At 42.2% G+C, this 17,769-nt stretch carries 13 protein-coding genes; 6 read left to right on the top strand and 7 right to left on the bottom strand.

The genetic code is table 11. The features are described 5' to 3' along the window. Position 1 precedes the first annotated feature (1 nt). Positions 2-679: an OB-fold-containig protein gene (locus FD723_RS22030; RefSeq protein ID WP_179067266.1), complete on the bottom strand. Its 678-nt coding sequence runs from the start codon at positions 677-679 to the stop codon at positions 2-4. A gap of 642 nt (positions 680-1,321) precedes the next feature. Between FD723_RS22030 and FD723_RS22035 the strand changes: the two genes are divergently transcribed. The 5 genes from FD723_RS22035 (at position 1,322) to FD723_RS22055 (ending at position 8,658) form a co-directional block, all read left to right on the top strand. Further along, a complete protein-coding gene (locus FD723_RS22035; RefSeq protein WP_179067267.1) occupies positions 1,322-3,718 on the top strand; it encodes an endonuclease MutS2 in 2,397 nt (798 codons plus the stop codon). Positions 3,719-3,735: 17 nt separating this feature from the next. Continuing rightward, positions 3,736-4,389, top strand: a complete 654-nt coding sequence (locus tag FD723_RS22040) for a Uma2 family endonuclease (protein WP_179067268.1) — start codon at positions 3,736-3,738, stop codon at positions 4,387-4,389. A 1,128-nt stretch (positions 4,390-5,517) separates the two neighbouring features. After that, positions 5,518-6,123 carry a DUF3038 domain-containing protein gene (locus tag FD723_RS22045; protein WP_179067269.1) on the top strand — a complete coding sequence of 202 codons (606 nt, stop codon included), beginning with the start codon at positions 5,518-5,520 and terminating at the stop codon, positions 6,121-6,123. A 244-nt stretch (positions 6,124-6,367) separates the two neighbouring features. After that, a complete protein-coding gene (locus FD723_RS22050) occupies positions 6,368-7,999 on the top strand; it encodes a DUF4335 domain-containing protein (RefSeq protein WP_179067270.1) in 1,632 nt (543 codons plus the stop codon). A gap of 374 nt (positions 8,000-8,373) precedes the next feature. Then, positions 8,374-8,658 carry a YiaA/YiaB family inner membrane protein gene (locus tag FD723_RS22055; protein WP_179067271.1) on the top strand — a complete coding sequence of 95 codons (285 nt, stop codon included), beginning with the start codon at positions 8,374-8,376 and terminating at the stop codon, positions 8,656-8,658. A 166-nt stretch (positions 8,659-8,824) separates the two neighbouring features. Here FD723_RS22055 and FD723_RS22060 read toward each other — a convergent pair whose 3' ends face one another. Genes FD723_RS22060 through FD723_RS22070 form a run of 3 tightly spaced genes read right to left on the bottom strand, consistent with a single transcriptional unit; the run spans position 8,825 to position 9,921 of the window. Continuing rightward, on the bottom strand, positions 8,825-9,286 hold the full coding sequence (locus FD723_RS22060; RefSeq protein WP_179067272.1) for a ferredoxin: 462 nt from the start codon (positions 9,284-9,286) through the stop codon (positions 8,825-8,827). Then, the gene (locus tag FD723_RS22065; RefSeq protein WP_012406942.1) at positions 9,286-9,672 is read right to left on the bottom strand and encodes a DUF1257 domain-containing protein; all 387 of its coding nucleotides are present in this window, start codon (positions 9,670-9,672) and stop codon (positions 9,286-9,288) included. Before FD723_RS22065 ends, FD723_RS22060 begins: the two co-directional genes overlap by 1 nt. Before the next feature lie 39 nt (positions 9,673-9,711). After that, the gene (locus tag FD723_RS22070; protein ID WP_179067273.1) at positions 9,712-9,921 is read right to left on the bottom strand and encodes a DUF2997 domain-containing protein; all 210 of its coding nucleotides are present in this window, start codon (positions 9,919-9,921) and stop codon (positions 9,712-9,714) included. Positions 9,922-10,444: 523 nt separating this feature from the next. Between FD723_RS22070 and FD723_RS22075 the strand changes: the two genes are divergently transcribed. Further along, the gene (locus FD723_RS22075; protein WP_179067274.1) at positions 10,445-11,125 is read left to right on the top strand and encodes a 2-hydroxychromene-2-carboxylate isomerase; all 681 of its coding nucleotides are present in this window, start codon (positions 10,445-10,447) and stop codon (positions 11,123-11,125) included. Between the two features lie 54 nt (positions 11,126-11,179). On the opposite strand, the gene FD723_RS22080 is transcribed toward FD723_RS22075, so the two are convergent. The 3 genes from FD723_RS22080 to htpG all read right to left on the bottom strand — a co-directional run bounded on the left by FD723_RS22080 (position 11,180) and on the right by htpG (position 17,402). Continuing rightward, complete coding sequence (locus tag FD723_RS22080) at positions 11,180-14,383, bottom strand: GAF domain-containing protein (protein ID WP_179067275.1); 3,204 nt, start codon at positions 14,381-14,383, stop codon at positions 11,180-11,182. Between the two features lie 650 nt (positions 14,384-15,033). Beyond that, positions 15,034-15,270, bottom strand: a complete 237-nt coding sequence (gene rpmB / locus FD723_RS22085) for a 50S ribosomal protein L28 (RefSeq protein ID WP_179067276.1) — start codon at positions 15,268-15,270, stop codon at positions 15,034-15,036. 143 nt (positions 15,271-15,413) lie between these two features. Further along, on the bottom strand, positions 15,414-17,402 hold the full coding sequence (htpG, locus tag FD723_RS22090) for a molecular chaperone HtpG (RefSeq protein WP_179067277.1): 1,989 nt from the start codon (positions 17,400-17,402) through the stop codon (positions 15,414-15,416). Positions 17,403-17,769: the final 367 nt, after the last annotated feature.

Genomic DNA, 17,769 nt, shown 5'->3' on the forward strand with positions numbered 1-17,769 from the left:
TTTAATTTTTATGGGTTGAGTTAGTTAACCAATGTTCTTGATCGGGACTATCTTTGGCAATAACTAGGTAAATTTGTGTCTTGTGTTCGATGATTAAAACTTTTTCTCCACGTTGCGGGGCAATCGTCGCCCAGTCTGGTATAACAGCACTAACAGTCAAAAGATTGCGTTTTGTATCTAGCACATCTACTTGTCCAATTCTGCCTAGATTTTCGGTAGGAATGTAAGCAGATGTAACAATCCCAATGCAACCTATCAAGCGATCGCTACTTGCATCTTCACCAAACTCGGCAAAAATCTTGCCAATTGGTCTTGCTATTAATCCTCCCATTAATAAACTGATAATCAGCGAACCAAATAATATAATAGTCCCAATAAAACCAGTTATATTCCTATTGGAATTTCCACTAATCCAAACATTTAACATCCAACCCAAAACGCCCCACAGACTCAAATCTGTTGCCAATAACAATATGAGTGGTGCTTTCCCAATACCTACCCATCCCAAGAATTGTCCAAAACCCAATTCGCTATTGCTATCTGCATCGAAGTCTGCATCTACATCAACATCTGCATCAATATCTTGCCCTCCCCCGCCAGAAATTATCATAAACAAGAATAGTAAGACTCCGATTCCCAGAAATATCCAATAGGGCAAGTTGGCTGGGCTAAACAGCATAATATTTCGTAAATGATCTGTGCTGGTGGTTTTGTAACATCTAAGTCTATTTGAATTTATTTGATTAATACTACAAATGTCAATAAAACAAGCTACATTATTTATTCTTTGACCATTTAACCATCAAAATATAGGCTTAATTTTATTTAAAAAAAGAATATTTTTCTTAAAATATTGAATAAAATATTAACCAAAATCTCAATCAATAAAAAACACTTTGATTGCCGAAAAACGTATTTTTTATACAAGTATTGCTATCGTATGGTTATATGGAGTCAAGATGAATGTTTAACTTTTTTTAAAGATATAACCTATCGCCGTACTTAATGTATCATAAAAGACATTAATTTCTAATTATAAGAAGATGAAGAGAAGCAGAGGGCAAAATAACTCTTGACTACCAAGTTTGAATTTTGCGTAAATTTCAGTAGCAAGATCCCTCTGGGTGTGCGGGATCTTGCTACTGACTTGACAATAGGGCTTTTGGATTGGGTGTGTTTCTCCTGGTTTCGCCAAGCTGTATCTGGTCAATCCAAAATCCCAAATTAATTGACTATTGACTAAAGCAAAATTTTCTTCTTTAAGATTTATCCATCTAGGAACTATAATTGTTACGATAATTTCAGATTAGATGTTGAAACCTTGATCCAATCTGAAACCTTAGAACTATTAGAATGGAATCGCCTCTGTCAGCACCTTGCCACCTTTGCGGCAACTAAGCTAGGGGCGACAGCTGCGCGTAATCTGAAAATACCCGATTCTCAGATCCAAAGCGAACAGTTGTTAGAGCAAACCAAAGAAGTCTACCAACTGGAAAGTCGCCTGACTACGGGGCTGTCATTTGAAGGAATTCAAGATATTGGTGATTCCTTAGAACGTGCAGAACGCAGTGGGACTTTGACAGGGGATGAACTGTTAGCGATCGCCACCACCCTCGCTGGTGCGAGAAATTTGCGCCGTGTGATTGACAATCAGGAAGATTTGCCCATACTGACTGATTTAGTGGCCGATTTGCGGACTTATCCAGAACTAGAACAAGAAATTCACCGTTGTATTGATGAACGGGCCCAGGTAACTGACCGCGCGAGTCAAAAACTGGGAGAAATTCGCACAGACTTGCGGCGATTACGCAGCCAAATTACTCAAAAACTGCAAAATATCTTACAGGCAAAATCTGGCGCAGTTCAAGAACAGCTAATTACACAACGCAGCGATCGCTTTGTCATCCCTGTAAAAGCACCCCAAAAAGATGCCATCCCCGGTATAGTCCACGATACCTCTACCAGCGGTGCAACGCTGTACGTGGAACCGAATTCAGTAGTGCCTCTAGGCAACCAACTGCGGCAGATCATCAGGAGAGAACAAGCCGAAGAAGAAACCATTCGCCGCGTTTTGACAGAACTTGTCGCCGCAGTCAAACCAGATTTAGAGAGATTGTTAGCGATCGCTACCACTTTGGATTTGGCAACCGCGAGATCACGATATAGCTTCTGGCTAGGGGCGAATCCCCCGCGATTTATTCAGCGGGAAGACAAGGAAATCATTACCTTGCGGAATTTACGACATCCTCTGTTAGTGTGGCAACAACAGCACGAACAAGGGCAACCAGTAGTTCCTGTGGATTTGTTGATTAGTCCGCAAATTCGGGTAGTGACAATTACCGGGCCGAATACTGGCGGTAAAACTGTAAGCTTAAAAACCTTGGGATTAGCAGCATTGATGGCCAAAGTGGGCTTATTTGTCCCCGCACGCGAACCAGTAGAAATCCCTTGGTTTGATCAAGTGCTGGCAGATATTGGCGATGAACAATCCTTACAGCAAAGTTTATCCACATTCTCTGGACACATCCGCCGAATTAGTCGGATTTTAGAAGCATTGGGGACTGGGGAAAAGGAAATTCCTAATCCCCAATCCCTAGTCTTACTTGATGAAGTCGGCGCAGGAACCGATCCAGTAGAAGGTAGTGCCTTAGCGATCGCCTTGTTGCAATATCTCGCTAACCATGCCCAGCTAACTATTGCCACCACTCACTTCGGCGAACTGAAAGCCCTAAAATACGAAGACGATCGCTTTGAAAATGCCTCTGTAGAATTTGACGAAAGTACTCTCTCGCCCACTTACCGTCTGCTGTGGGGCATTCCCGGACGTTCTAATGCTTTAACTATTGCCCTGCGATTGGGATTAAAACCTGAAGTAGTACAACAGGCAAAAACCCAAGTGGGAGAAGCCACAGATGAAGTTAACCAGGTGATTGCTGGCTTAGAAGCGCAACGCCGCCGCCAAGAAACCAAAGCTGCGGAAGCCCAAGTTTTGTTGCAGCAAGCGGAACGTTTATACAAAGAAGTATCCGCAAAAGCCGCAAGTTTGGAGGAGAGAGAAAGCAGTTTGCGGGCTTCACAAGAAGTAGCAGTACAACAAGCGATCGCTCAAGCAAAAGGTGAAATTGCCCAAGTGATCCGCCGTTTGCAGAAAGGTACGCCTACAGCCCAAGAGGCGCAGCAAGCCACCAACGCTTTGAATCAAATTGGCCAGCAATATCAGCCAGCAACCCCAGCAAAACCAAAACTTGGGTTTATGCCGAAAGTCGGCGATCGCATCCGTGTTCCCAAATTGGGACAGGTAGCCGATGTCATCACCCCTCCTGATGAAGATGGCCAGTTAAGCGTTCGCTTTGGGCTAATGAAAATGGCTGTGAAGTTAGAAGATATAGAATCTTTAGATGGTCAAAAAGCCGAACCAGTCGTCAAACCCAAGCCAGCCCCAGCAGCAATAACCCCGCCACTGCAAAGTGTCCCAGAAATTCGGACTTCCAAAAATACCATCGATTTGCGTGGTAAACGGGTAGCTGATGCCGAATACATTTTAGATAAAGCCATTTCGGAAGCTACAGGCCCAGTCTGGATTATTCACGGGTATGGCACTGGTAAGCTACGACAAGGAGTCCACGCCTTTTTGCAACAGCATCCCAGAGTGAATAACTACGAACCAGCAGAACAAGCAGATGGCGGCACAGGTGTTACCGTTGCTCACATCAAATAAAGAGCAGGAAATTTGCGATGTTACTTGAACTCAATCAACTAATTGTTAAAGCCGGTCATCAATTGTTGATTAAAGATGTCTCCTGGTCGGCATACAAACGCATTTTAGCAGAATTGGGAGACAATCGCAGTTCGCGGATAGCTTACAGTCAAGGGGTGCTGGAAATAATAGCTCCATTGCCAGAGCATGAAGTAGCTAAAGTTATTATTGGAGACTTGGTAAAAGTTTTATTAGAAGAACTCGATCTGGAATTTTGGAGTTTGGGTTCTACAACTTTTGATAAAGAAAGCATGGATGCTGGGACAGAACCCGATGATTGTTTCTATATCCAAAATGAAGCTAGAATTAGGGGCAAAGATAGAATCAATCTAGAAATCGACCTGCCTCCAGATTTGGCTCTTGAAATTGATATTACCTCCCGGACTCGTTTTAACAATTATCAAGCCTTGAGAGTACCGGAGTTGTGGCGATGGGATGGAAATAGATTGCAAATAAATGTGCTGTTCAATGGTCAATATGTAGAATCAAATATCAGTTCTATTTTCCCTAATCTCTCCATTTGCCAAGTGATTCCCGAATATTTGATGCTGAGTAAAATCAATGGCATAAATGCGACAATGAAAGCATTTAGTGCTTGGATAATAGAGCAAGTTAGTAGTAGCCTTATTTAGTTTAAATTGTCAAAAATTACTCCTCAAAGAGTTTGTGCCTAATATCCGTATTGAACTATAAGTTTTGGTGAATATCTAAACTATTATCTTCACTCATCAACTTGATAAATTAGTTATGAATCTGCGCGTAGTTTTCGATTAGCTCCGTAATACAAATTAAGTTGAAAAACAATTATCCAACATTTTCTAAATGCTGACTCGAGCAAATTTTTAAGTTTGCCAATATAATTTATAATTCAAACTTGTGGCATATTGACAAAAAGTCTTAATTGATGTATGGCTGAGACAATAAGATTTCTCACTTGATTGATTTTTTGTGGGTCAAAGCGATCGCCTAGAATATCTCAATAAGTAGGCATGAATGCGATTATCCGAGGCTTTATTGAGATTGACATCTTATTTTATTGACAATATGCCCATACCCTGGATTTAAGACCACTGAATTAAAAATTCAGTGGCGACTCTATACCCCACAATACAGTTCAGATAAGACAAAAATATTTGTAGAGACGGCGATTTATCGCGTCTCGAAAACCCAAAATTTTTGCCAGTAGCCCTTAACCCAAGCGTATTGCTCTATACCCATTTCTTAATTATGAATTATAAATTATTAATATTGGTCATCAGTTTCATGGAGACATCAATCATCCTGATGTTACCCAGCCTGTCTTGAAATAACAGGCTACACACAAGCAAAATGGGGTGGATTATGTCTAGTAGTAAGAAACGTCTTTAGCAAATAGGCAAAAGATTTGTATAGTAATTTTGTATACATGAAGACCAAGTAATAAATATCAAGAAATTTCAAAATTTCCAGTTGCAAATAAATTATGAGGTATTCTAAATGATTACTTAGTGATCATTAGCGGTTAGCATTCAAAACAATAGTTTATTAATACTCTTGTACGGAGCTAGCAGCAAAAGTCAAGTAAACCTTAACTAGAATTGATAATTTTCTACTTTGTCCAAAATAAATTTTCATCTAGAGTAGGACAAAGATACCTGCTATTTACCACACAAAAAGCTAGCTGAAGCCTTTGGCTCTTAGCTATGGGAAACCAACCTTGATTCTGAAGAGTCTGGTTTCAAAATGGGTAACAGCAACATCCCCTATCAGCTTGATCACCTATGCTAAAAGTTATGCACTCGGCCGCCAACTCAGCCACTCCAAATTCCCAGTGGGAGGATTTAATCAAGCTTCCAGCCCCAAACACAGTCCAATGGGACAATATCAAAACCCAATTAGACTTGGTGCTGTTGGCACTAGAAACCTTAACTGGGATTGGTTCAGAGGCTATGCTTTCGGCGGCAACCGATCTGAATTTAGAGTCAAGAGTGCCCGACCGCGTAGCTTTATGGCGACTGCGCCAATCAAATCCCCTACGTAAAGGTCAAGGAGGGCGGAAAAAGCTAGATGTCGAAGAAGCGCGATCGCTTGTTTTGATCATCTGCTATCTAGCTAAACAACACCAGGAATTGATTCGCCGCGCTGTCGGTCTGTTAGAACAAATGGCAGAAAATAACCGGGAACCTCACCAGGCTGCTTTACTTGGAGACTATATTGATGCTTTTTGCAACACCTACCAAGAGCGGATGGAAGAGGACGAGAAAATCTCAACGGATTTACTAACCAACCTGGCTCTAAAACTGCTGGTAGATTTACTTTTTTACAGTGCGGCTGGTGGGCATCGCCGTCTCTGGCTAGCACTTATAGACCGTTCAACAAAATTTTAGATTTGAAATTTCTCAACCAAAATTTACTTGTGATTTGTTTGCGAGATCGGAAAATCCTTTTGATGGTCGTTAGCTTTTTGGGCGATGCACTGTCAACACTGTTTCCTCCTTAGACACCAGTTTGCATAACTGAAGTAACCTGACAAAGTTCTAAGTGGAGGAATCCAGCGTCCCAAATTTTCTTTGCAAGCAACTGGCTCAATTTTTTGCAAAATCCCAAATAGTCTTCCTTGTTGTTCCTGCTATGCCTCTATCAAATTCTGTCATTCGTCGCTACACACCACCGACTTGCACGCTAGAAGTATTCGCGCAAAGTTCACCTCTGTCCCGTTGGATGGGTAAAACTGTCCTCAAACACCTAAGCTTTGAGTTACGTTTTGACGATCCCCGATTACCAGAAGAAAATAGAATTCCAATTCGGGGCGATCGCGAGCAACTCGAGGCTTTATGTGATGCTGTCACCAGCTACGTACAGCAATTTCTCCAACAGTCTCCAGAAAGCTTTTGGGTCAGTTTCTCCGGTACTCAGCAATCAAGCACAGTATTGGATGAGCCGGAATTAAAGTCTTCAACAAAAACATTAAATGCCTTTAATACCCAGATTCCAGGGGCAAATATCCACTTAGAACCAAGCAGCTATTTAACTCACAATCTATTTCTCGGTTCTCTTGCTAACTACTCATCTGGCCCTGTAATTCAACTCAGTCTGCTGCAACTATTTGATTTGGCAAGTGCTTTAGATGAATACTCGACTGATGTCATGGCACTCCCAACTCTCAACAACACTAGTTCGACTCTGAGATTCCCGACTTGGGCGCCTATTGCCGCAGTATTATTAATAGGTATAGGTTTTTTACCAGTTACTTGGCAATATGCTAACAATCTTAGAGAAAAGCAACAGCAAACAGCCAAAACATCAGATTCAGCAGCGGTAAAGACTGCTTTAGAACCTTCATCCTCACTAAACTTTCCTACGCCCGATCCTGGGCTAACCACTCCAACCAATCCATCAGATAACTTGCTAGGTTCTACCCCTCCAATTGCCACATCCACTTTACCCCAAGCACCTCTAACAGTCCCTAGTTCTAGTTTCTCTACGCCGCCACCAAATGTATTGACAATACCTCAGGGGACGACTGCAACCCTTCCCAAAAATAGTGCGATGCCTCCGGCGAGCTTCTCTAACGTACCATCTAGCAAAAAACTCCCAGGTCAGGAAATTGCCATATTACCAAATCTGGGGCAAAATCCTACAAGGTCAAGTTCCCAACCCGGTACTATCCCTCAACTGCGAAACTTGCCACCGAGACTATCTTCTAACGCCAGCAGCTTACCAACTAATATCTCACCAGTTCTTCCCCCATCTCTTGACACCATACCTAATAATAATCGTGTCAATACTCCTACCCAACCCTCCCAACTAAACTCACAACAGCTAGATGAAAGAATCAATTCTCTACAACAACCTTCTTCTGTAGAGAAACCTGCTTCCCAAGTTCCCTCCTCTAGAACTGCTGAGAATAATCCTTTTATTGATCAATTGGGGGACGCACGCAAATCTCCCACATCCAGAGAAGTAGCGACTGGCACATTATTTGATACACCTCAAGTAGCAGAAGCTAGAGAATACTTAGTAAAGCGCTGGCAACCACCCACTGGACTAGCACAAACATTAGAGTACAGTTTGATAGTTAGTGTTGATGGCACTGTTGAACGAATTTTTCCCCTGAATAAGGCAGCAAGAGAGTTTGTTGATAGCGCTGGGATGCCCGAAGTTGGTAAACCTTTTGTTTCCGCCAATAAACGCGGACAAAATGTCAGAATTCGAGTTGTTCTCAGTCCTGATGGCAAGGTACAGACTTTTCCAGATGAGTAAGTAAACTAATACATTTAATGGGTCGCGCCACGACTGGGGACTGGGGACTAGGAAGAGTTTTTTTTAAACTTGGTTGGAGCCTGAATTCCCGAACAATTTTCCCAGTCCCTAGTCCCTTTTTCAATGACACTTGTAGAACTGGTACAAATCTTGTGCCAGTTTCTATTTAATCAAATTGCTCTTGAGCTTACTTTTGAAGTCCAGTTATCAAACTGGTCTGACTATTGATACCAGTAAACCTACCAGTCAATACAATTACTGTTAATACCAATTATCCAAAATTCAACTACAGATAAAAGTCTGGAAACCCAGATTAAATCTTACATTTCTTAATTAGTGATTGGTATAGATAACTCATATCAAAGGTAGAAAATATGCAAACAATTGGTAATCAAAAAGATAGTGCCGCTTGGATTATTCAAACCTGGGCAGCTTTTATGTTGTCAATTTCTATGACCACCTTCGGTATTGTCAACTTACCTGTAGATAGCTGGGTGAAAGGCTTTATGGGTATGGGTTTAGCTTTCTCTGTTGGCTCAACTTTTACTTTGGCAAAAACTACTAGAGATTTGCATGAAACTAGAAGATTAACTGCTAGGTTAGACGAGGCGAAGGTAGAAAAATTGCTTTCACAGCACGATCCTCTAAGTTTTAAATGAAGGCAATTATAACAATTTTGGATTAAAAGGCTGTAGATAATTGGTTTTTGAAGACGCGATAAATCGCCGTCTCTCCAAATCTTTTTGTTGTATTGTGCTGTATATGATGAAAAACAAAAGGACTGGATATACCAGTCCTTTATTATATTAATTTAACGTTTTTATCTTAATAACGAGATTTTTTGGTCTTTAACTTTTGTTTTTTACGTCGGCGTTCGCTAGCCGCAACTGCATGTTCCACCGGATAACCGACTACAGGAATTACCTGATATTTGCGCTCTTCTTCTAAATTTTTCAGTTCAGTGTAATCAACCCAATGAATGCAATCAACCGGACAAGTGTCAATTGCTTCTTGGATAATTTCTTCAGCGTCCCCATCTTGCCGAACTACGCGCGATCGCCCGTAATCTGGTTCAATATAAAAGGTGTTACGCGCAACATGAGCGCAATGCTTGCAACCAATACAGGTAATTTCATCAACATAAACACCATTTTGGCGCAGCAAACCGCCCAATTCCGGTTCTAAACCAGAACGTTCTGGAGCATCTCGTAAAAAACCCCCTAATTCTGGTTCCAAACCGGAACGGTTATCTTCTTGTTCTTCCGGTGACGGCAGAAAATCAGCCATTACGCACTCCAGCGCTGTACTACCAGGCGAATTGAACCATCTTCATTTTTTTGTTGTTCAGAGACTTGAAAACCAACACGAGCAGTTTCTTTCACAACTGTTTGATAAGCATAGCGCTGTGTTACCTGGCGCAAAAATCCGTCTACAGACAAATCTTGCTGCCAATATTGCAAGTCAGCCACCAATTCATATTCTTTGCCGTTCCATCTAAAACCGATATCGTAGCCATTTTCCTGCTCAATACTAACTTCCGCAGGATGGGTCTGACCGCGATAGCCACGGACTTCGCGTGGGCCGGGTTTCCAGTCTACGCCCAATTCAGTCAAAGCATCTTTCAAAGAATCAAGGTTACGGATTTGAGTCTTAATTTGGCTAAAGTGTGACATGGTGGTTCTGAATTAATAACACTAAACTACTGTGAAAACTTACCAATCGCTGTAAGTGGTGTGTGTATTCGCCAGATTAGATTGCTGCACCTTGGCGGCGAAATATTCTGAGGTTGGCTCATGATTAAGTACTTGCCCCAACTGTGCCTCTATTGCTGCTGTAACCTCAGCGCAAGAAGCACCCACAATGCCAGTGACTTTCTCTTGTACCCGACCGTCTGGATAGATTATGAACTCTAATGTCTCCATGCTTTTGGCCAACCAGGATAAGTACGCTTAAATTGTACTGCCTTAGCAGAAGGCTACAAATATAGCCGTAGGAACATTTTTACTTAGATACAAACTCGATATTTGTTAACTAATGTTCCATCTTTCAACATATATGTCTCAGAATCTTTGCAAAACTTATTAGTATTATAAGCACACACATCAGTATTTAGTTAGTTTCTCTTAACCTCATTGATTAGTCAAGGCAACTACTGAAGCTAGCTAAGTAAGCTGCAAATGTCCTAGAAATAAGCATTAGAGGTACTATAGGCAGCAAGGAAATTTACAAAAATATAAAATTTCTTGAAAAACTTTATTATTACCATTCGATTTACTTGATTGTCTTTTAGTAGGTTAAATGCAGCGCAGTGTTAGTCTACAGTAAGATACTAGGATATACGTAAGTAGGTATTGTATTAATCAAAGTTACAGGTTATTAAATTGTAGATTTTTTATATCTGTCGATGAATGCGATCGCATTAGTATATTAACTACGGAAGCTAAGATGTCGCAGCGAATCAAAGTGTACTCCTACTCGATATACCACTCATCAAATTCATATATTGGTATTACCCTTGCCGAAAAAGCATTGCAGGGTTTACCTGTTGATATTGAACGACGACCAATATATATACCGAAGGAGCGGGGTATAAAGGTAGCTGAGTTGCAAGGACGAACTGAAAACGCCCTATTATCGTCGTATCACAAAGAAGATTGTCTGCGGTGGGCAAAAAAGTACGGCATTGAAATTCGGCTCAAAGAATTTGAAGAATTTGCGAGATGGGTGAAGCGTTGGGAGAAAATGCAGCTTGGTCGTGAAGAACTTCCGGCCAGAGCGTATTACGCTGCTTGTGGAACTGGGAAGGAGCATTTGCTTGATGCCGCTTTTTTTCGAGCGACGTACATTGACCTACTTGATGTCAACGATGAGTCTGTGATTAGGAAAATTGCAAATGATGTTGGATTGAATGGCGATCGCATTATAGAATTAGCATACGGCGAAGCAGCCAAACAGACAGCAGTCGCAGCTTTAGCAGAATACGAGCAGTTTGGTTGTCCCGGAGTCCCGACTTGGGTAGTCGAAGGCGAGAGATTTTGGGGAAAGGATCGTGTTGATTGGGTAACAGAAAAGGTAAAAGAATTATGTAATAGTGCTGTTACTAAAACAGTAGTGAGTGCTGAGTAAAAAAGTGATAATTTTTCAGGTTAATGAGTAAAAATTATCACTTTGCCTCCTTGCTTATTCCTGGTCTAATACTTGGACTTTAGCTACTGATTTTCTAGCTGCGACCTGACGAATCGGCAACTCAACCACAAACTCTGTACCTTTGCCAAGTTCAGATTGGCAGTATATCTTGCCGTTGTGTTTTTCTGTGACTATCTGATAGCTGATAGACAATCCTAGCCCTGTACCTTTACCCACAACCTTAGTAGTAAAAAATGGATCGAACAGTCGAGAGAGGACTTTTTCATCGATGCCGAGTCCGTTGTCGGCGATGCGAATTACAATCCAATCTTTATTGAGCAAGGAGGTAGAAATTCGGATTTTGCTGGGATTTTTTGCCAGCGCTTCAGAAGATTCCTTTGTGGTTCGTTCTTCTAGAGCATCAATGGCATTGGACAGCAAATTCATAAATACCTGATTCAATTGACCTGGATAGCATTCTATTAGAGGTAAAGTATCATAATCTTTGCTCACATGAATGGTGAGGCTATCGGCTGAGGGCTTCAAACGGTTTTGCAAAATCATTAGTGTACTGTCGATGCCTTCGTGAATATTTGCCGGCTTGAAGTCGGCTTCATCTAGGCGCGAGAAATTCCGCAAAGATGTGACAATTTCCCGAATGCGTTCAGTGCCGACCTGCATAGACTGGAATAATTGAGGTAAATCCTCGATCAAATACGCTATTTCGGCTTTTTTGAAGAACTCTTGGATTTCTGGTGCGGCATCAGGATAATGATGCCAATAAAGCTGCACATAGCGAAGCAATTCTTGCGTGTATTGGTGGGCGTGTTCTAAGTTTCCGTGGATGAAATTAATCGGGTTATTAATTTCATGGGCAACTCCTGCCACCAGTTGCCCCAAGCTGGCCATTTTTTCAGCATGGATAATTTGCATTTGGGCGGTACGCAGTTCATTTAGTGCCTGGGCGAGTTGATTGGCTTCTTCACGAGTTTGACCCAGCAAACTAGATTGTTGAAACAAGTTGGCTTGACGCAGTGCTACGCTGAGTTGAGCCGCCACTTGGGTGACAAATTCCAATTCCGCTTCTTCCCAATTACGTGTATGGGTGCATTGGTGAATGCAGAACAACCCCCACAGTTCATCACCTTCCATTAACGGCACAATAATCTGTGCTTTGACTTGGAATCGCTCAATCACATCAAGATGAGGTACTTTGGAGCCAACGCTGTTGACATCAGATATGACTTGCACTTCTCCTTGACGATATTGCGGTGCGTATTGATCGCCGAAGCAATAGTCTTGCACCTTCACGGCGAGGGCAGAATCAAACTTGGGTAAAACATCTTCAGCAATAAATTCACCACTGCAAAAACCGACATTAGGATCAAAGCGGAAAATGCCGACTCGATCTGTATTTAGCGATCGCCGCACTTCCTGTACTGTAGTCTTAAGGATCGTCTCTAAATCCAAAGATTCCCGAATTTTGACGACCAAATCAAATAAAATCCGGCGCTGTTCAGCCGATTGTTGCAGTTCATCAGCGCGAGTTTGAATTTGAGTCACCATTTGAGAACTTTGCAGTGCTACTCCCAGTTGGCTAGCAACCTGTCCCAAAAATTCCACTTCCACGCTATCCCACTGGCGCGGTGCAGAATGTTGATAGGCAGCCAGCAATCCCCACAGATTTCGTCCTACAAAAATTGGGATTAACGCATAAGCGCGAATCTTAAACTGCTCCAAAATATCTAGGTGACAGCGCGAGTGTCCGGCTTTATAGATATCCTCTACAGCAAAATTTTCGTTGTTGCGGTAGCGTCCACCCTTGGTTTCTTGGAGGTGGGTATCTTCCCAAACGAGATTTTTGCCAAAGGGATTAATACTGTCCCACTGTGCCTCAACCATACCGAAATTACTGACGAATTCGCCACTCCAATCTTCATTGAAGCGATAAACACCGACCCGCTCAACGCGCAGCAGTTTACACACTTCTTGGCATGTGGTTTTTAGGATTAAATCAATATTGAGAGAAGAGCGAATTTTCCCGACTACTTCAGTTAATGCCCGTTGCCGAGCGATCGCATCTTGTAGGGCAGAAGCTTGTTGTTTCGACTGAGCCAAATTCTCGGCTTGCTGAATCGCGACTCCCAATTGTGCCCCTATCTGTCCAACAAATTCCACTTCGTAATTTGCCCATTGGCGCGGCCCGGAGTGTTGATAGGCTGCTATCAGTCCCCACAGTTTTGGGCCGATGAAGATGGGCGCTAAGGTATATGCCCGAATCTTGAATTGCTCCAGAATATCGATATGACAACGCGAGTGTCCAGCTTGGTAGATATCGTTGACAACAAAACTTTCGTTATTGCGGTAGCGTCCACCTTTCGTTTCTTGGAGGTAGGTATCTTGCCAAACGAGATTTTTGCCAAAGGGATGGATTCTATCCCACTGCGCCTCTACCATCCCGAATTGGCTGACAAATTCACCGCTCCAGTCTTCATGAAAGCGGTAAATTGCTGCCCGCTCTAATTTCAGAAGTTTGCAGAGTTCCTGACAGGCAGTGTCTAGAATAATTTCGGTATTTACAGACGAGCGAATATTTCCTACCACTTCCGTCAAGGCACGTTGGCGCGCGATCGCATCTTGTAGTTCTGCTGTGCGTTGTTTGGTTTGTTCTAAATTTTCTGCCTGCTGCATTGCCACACCGAGATGGCTGGCAGCTTGAGCAAAAAATTCGACTTCGTGAAGATACCATTGCCGAGGAGCGGAATGTTGATAGGCTGCCAGCATTCCCCACAATTTTGGCCCGATGAAGATGGGTGCGATCGCATACGCCCGAATCTGAAACTGTTCTAATACTTCAATATGACAACGAGCATGTTCTGCATCGTAAATATCAGCTACAGCAAACGGCTCATTTTTGCGATATCGTCCTCCTTGGGTTTCTTGCAAATGGGAATCTTCCCACACCAAGTCCTGTCCAAAGGCAGTCAATGCATCCCAAGGATGTTCTGCAAAGCCAAAACGATTGATGAAACTACCACTCCAATCAGCGTTGAAACGGTAGATTGCAACTCGCTCAATCTTCAATTGCCGACAAATATCTTGACAAGAAGTCGAACATAGAGATTCTATATTTACAGATGCGCGAATCTTAGCCAGAATTCTCGCCAATATTTTTTGATATTGAACCGTTAGCTGTAGCTGTTTGTGACACTCTTGCAGGTCTGAGTGGTTCGACGCTTCATAACTGTTCGTTGTCATAAAGTATAAAGAAAATAGACTACCTATTTTCAGTATTCCCTTGTTTATTTGTAATTGCTCAACTAGTTTTGGTTGCTGGAGAGTCTTGATTAATTGTAGTTTCCAGTGCGGTTTTTAGTTTCTGGATTTCCTTTCATAGCTCTACTATCAAGGCTTCTGCTACCTCGTTCAATAGTTGTTTGAGGTTGGGCAGTTTTTCTCTTTATTCAGCTAATCTCTAGCTTGAGCTATTGTTAAGAGTATTGATAAATTTTAAAATAAATTCATATTAATTTTGGGTATAGAGCGGTCTAACTTCAATTATGAGAAATAGAAAACTGCTAAGTATATTTATTCAGAGATACCGAGATTTATACGTGGTGTAAAAATTTAGATAAAGAACTCATATTTGATTGCGTGAAAAAATTCAGTACATATCTATTTGCTTCTGTTCCCTGTTCCTTATTCCCTGTTTCCTTCCTACGCAATTAAGTTCTCCAAATCAAAACGGATTCCTATATTTCTCTCTTGCTGCTAACAGAATTCAAAAAATACACAGCCTGCCATTCAAGATGTAATAAACATTAGGGGCGCACAGCTAGCTGTACGCCCCGACAAATCACCTAATGTTACACCCTACACAAAGTATCGGGTTATGAAATCCACATTACTTAGTAATGATTTAGGTTAATGCCAGCTTCTTTTGCCATTGCTTCTAACCCATTAAGTTGTAGGGTTTTGATTGCTTTAGTAGACAGCTTTAACTTCACCCAGCGATTTCCGCCTTCCCACCAAACGCGCTTGTTTTGCAGATTAGCGTGCTGAAGGCGTTTAGTACGGCGGTGGGAGTGGGAAACAGCAAAAGCGTTATTTGCCTTCTTACCAGTTAGTTCACAGCGACGGGACATCTCAAGTATCTCCAGATTGTTATTTTAATACAGCCTTTCCATTTTAGGTCTAAGGCAACAGAAGTGGTGAATGGGGAGTGGGGGAAGCAGAGGAGAAATAACTCCTAACTCCTAACTCCTAACTTCCCACTCAGCACTCAGCACTATTTACTCGCTTGTTCCGTCAGCTTGGTGAGTACCTCATTCGATCGCTCGACGAAAGATTTCATTCCTTCAGCGTCAAATCCTTTCTGAGACATCAGCGCTAAATCGTAGACGTGTTGACAAATCAAGTTGACTAACTGATCTGTAGGCGATTGACCGTCACCTTGAATAATACTACCTTGGTTCAGATTTGCCAGATTTTGAATCAGCGGGTGAGCGGTATTCACTAGCAAAACGTGGTCTTCGGGAAACTCTGCTGTTCCCTGCTGCATCATGGCGTTCATTTCTCGCAGGCGGCGAAGAATCTCTGGTAAAAGAACGATCGCAGGTGGTGTACCTTGAGGATCGTCTGATTTCAAGGCTTCAGTGCGGATGTTGAGTTTGGGTTTGTTGAGGGATTTCTCAAATAACTCTTTGATCGTCTCACTCCGGGTTTTATTCGTCTTGGGATCGACAATTTCCGTCGCTTTATCTTGTTCTAGCAGGGTGTTATCTAAATCTGAGTCCACCCGCGTAAATTTGACATCCTGATATTCGCGCTCTAGGAAGTTGATAAAGTGGGTGTCGATAAAGGAGTCCATAAACAGGACTTCCAAGCCTTGATTTTTGTGCAGTTCTATGTATGTAGCTTGGGTTGTTTCATCGGTGCTGTAGAAAACTCGGTTTTCGTTGCGTTCTTTGTTGCGCTCTAGATACTCTTTGAGCGTAGTATAGGGAGCTATGGGTGCTGAGTTCTCAGAACTGGGTGAAGGAGTGACATCTTGCCAAGCATCCCCGTCTGAAGATTGGACTTCAACCACTGGAGTTTCAGCAGCAACTTTTTCTGTCAACTTGGCAGTGGTGCGGAAGACGATGATATCTTCGATTTGTTTTTTGAATTTCTCGTCGTTGAGAGCGCCAAATTTTACAAAAGTGCCGAGGTCTTTCCACGCGCTAACATATTGTTCGCGGTTATCGCGGAAAAGTTCTTTGAGGCGATCGCCTACTTTTTTGGCAATGTAATCACCAATTCGCTTCACGGTGCGATCGCCTTGCAAGGCACTACGCGATACATTTAGAGGAATATCGGTACTATCAATCACACCCCGCATCGGCATCAGGAATTGCGGGATAATTTCTTCGCAGTTGTCGCTAACAAAAACTTGATTGCAAAATAGCTTGATCTGCCCTTTGGTAACATCTACATCCGGCCTCATTTTCGGGAAATACAAAATCCCGTTGATGATAAAGGGATAGTCAGTATTTAGATGTACCCATAACAAAGGTTCTTCTTGAAAAGGATACAGGTAGCGGTAGAACTCTAAATAATCTTCTTGAGTCAGATTACTCGGAGATTCTCGCCACGGTGCTTTTTGCTTATTTATTACTTCGCCATCTAGTTTAATCGGGACTGGCAAAAAGTCGCAGTATGTCTTGACAAGATTCTTAATTCGTGCTGATTCGAGAAATTCCTCTTCTTCCCCTTGCAGGCTGAGAATAATAGTAGTACCGCGAGTTGTTCGGGAAGATTCTTCAAGAGTGAATGCTGGCGAACCATCGCAAGACCAGTGAACCGCCTGCGCCCCTTCTTGGTAAGACAAGGTATCAATTTCTACCTTTTGCGCCACCATGAAGGAAGAATAGAAACCAAGACCGAAGTGGCCGATTATCGGTTGATCTGATTTGCCTTCATACTTATGAATAAATTCTTCAGCACTAGAGAAGGCAACCTGATTGATATATTTCTTAACTTCATCTGCGGTCATTCCGATACCGTTATCGGAGATGGATAGAGTTTTCTTATCTTTGTCAATGGCAATTTCAATTTCTGGTTCGCCGATATCTCCAGCATAATCGCCGGCGCGGGATACCATTTTCAGCTTTTGGATGGCGTCTACAGCGTTGGATACCAGTTCCCGCAAGAAGATTTGGTGATCTGAATAAAGCGACTTCTTGATGATCGGGAAAATATTCTCAGTATGAATACTGATAGTGCCTTGTTCTAGCATAATTGGTAGTTTTCGATGTTAGTATCTGAAATGATGATAGTAGGTAATACAACCTAGCCATCTGTTTTCCAGGATAAACCCGGAGAACACAGAAGGACATGATACCAATTAGGATTTTAAAAGCATAACTTAGGCGATCGCACCTTTTTTGAGCATTGTTTGCCCCCATTTTCTGATTCGGATTTCCCTACTCCCGACTTTCGATTTTCAACGTAGGTATATTAATTTAGTTGAGACTGCCGTCTAAATACAACATTTCATTAAATAGTAACGAATAAATTGAGTAAACCTCTGTGTCCCTCTGCGTTTAAAAATTGAATTAAACCCCCCAATTTATCGGGGGGTTGGGGTACTAACACCAAAGGGT

This window comes from Nostoc sp. C052 (assembly GCF_013393905.1).
Classification (GTDB): domain Bacteria; phylum Cyanobacteriota; class Cyanobacteriia; order Cyanobacteriales; family Nostocaceae; genus Nostoc.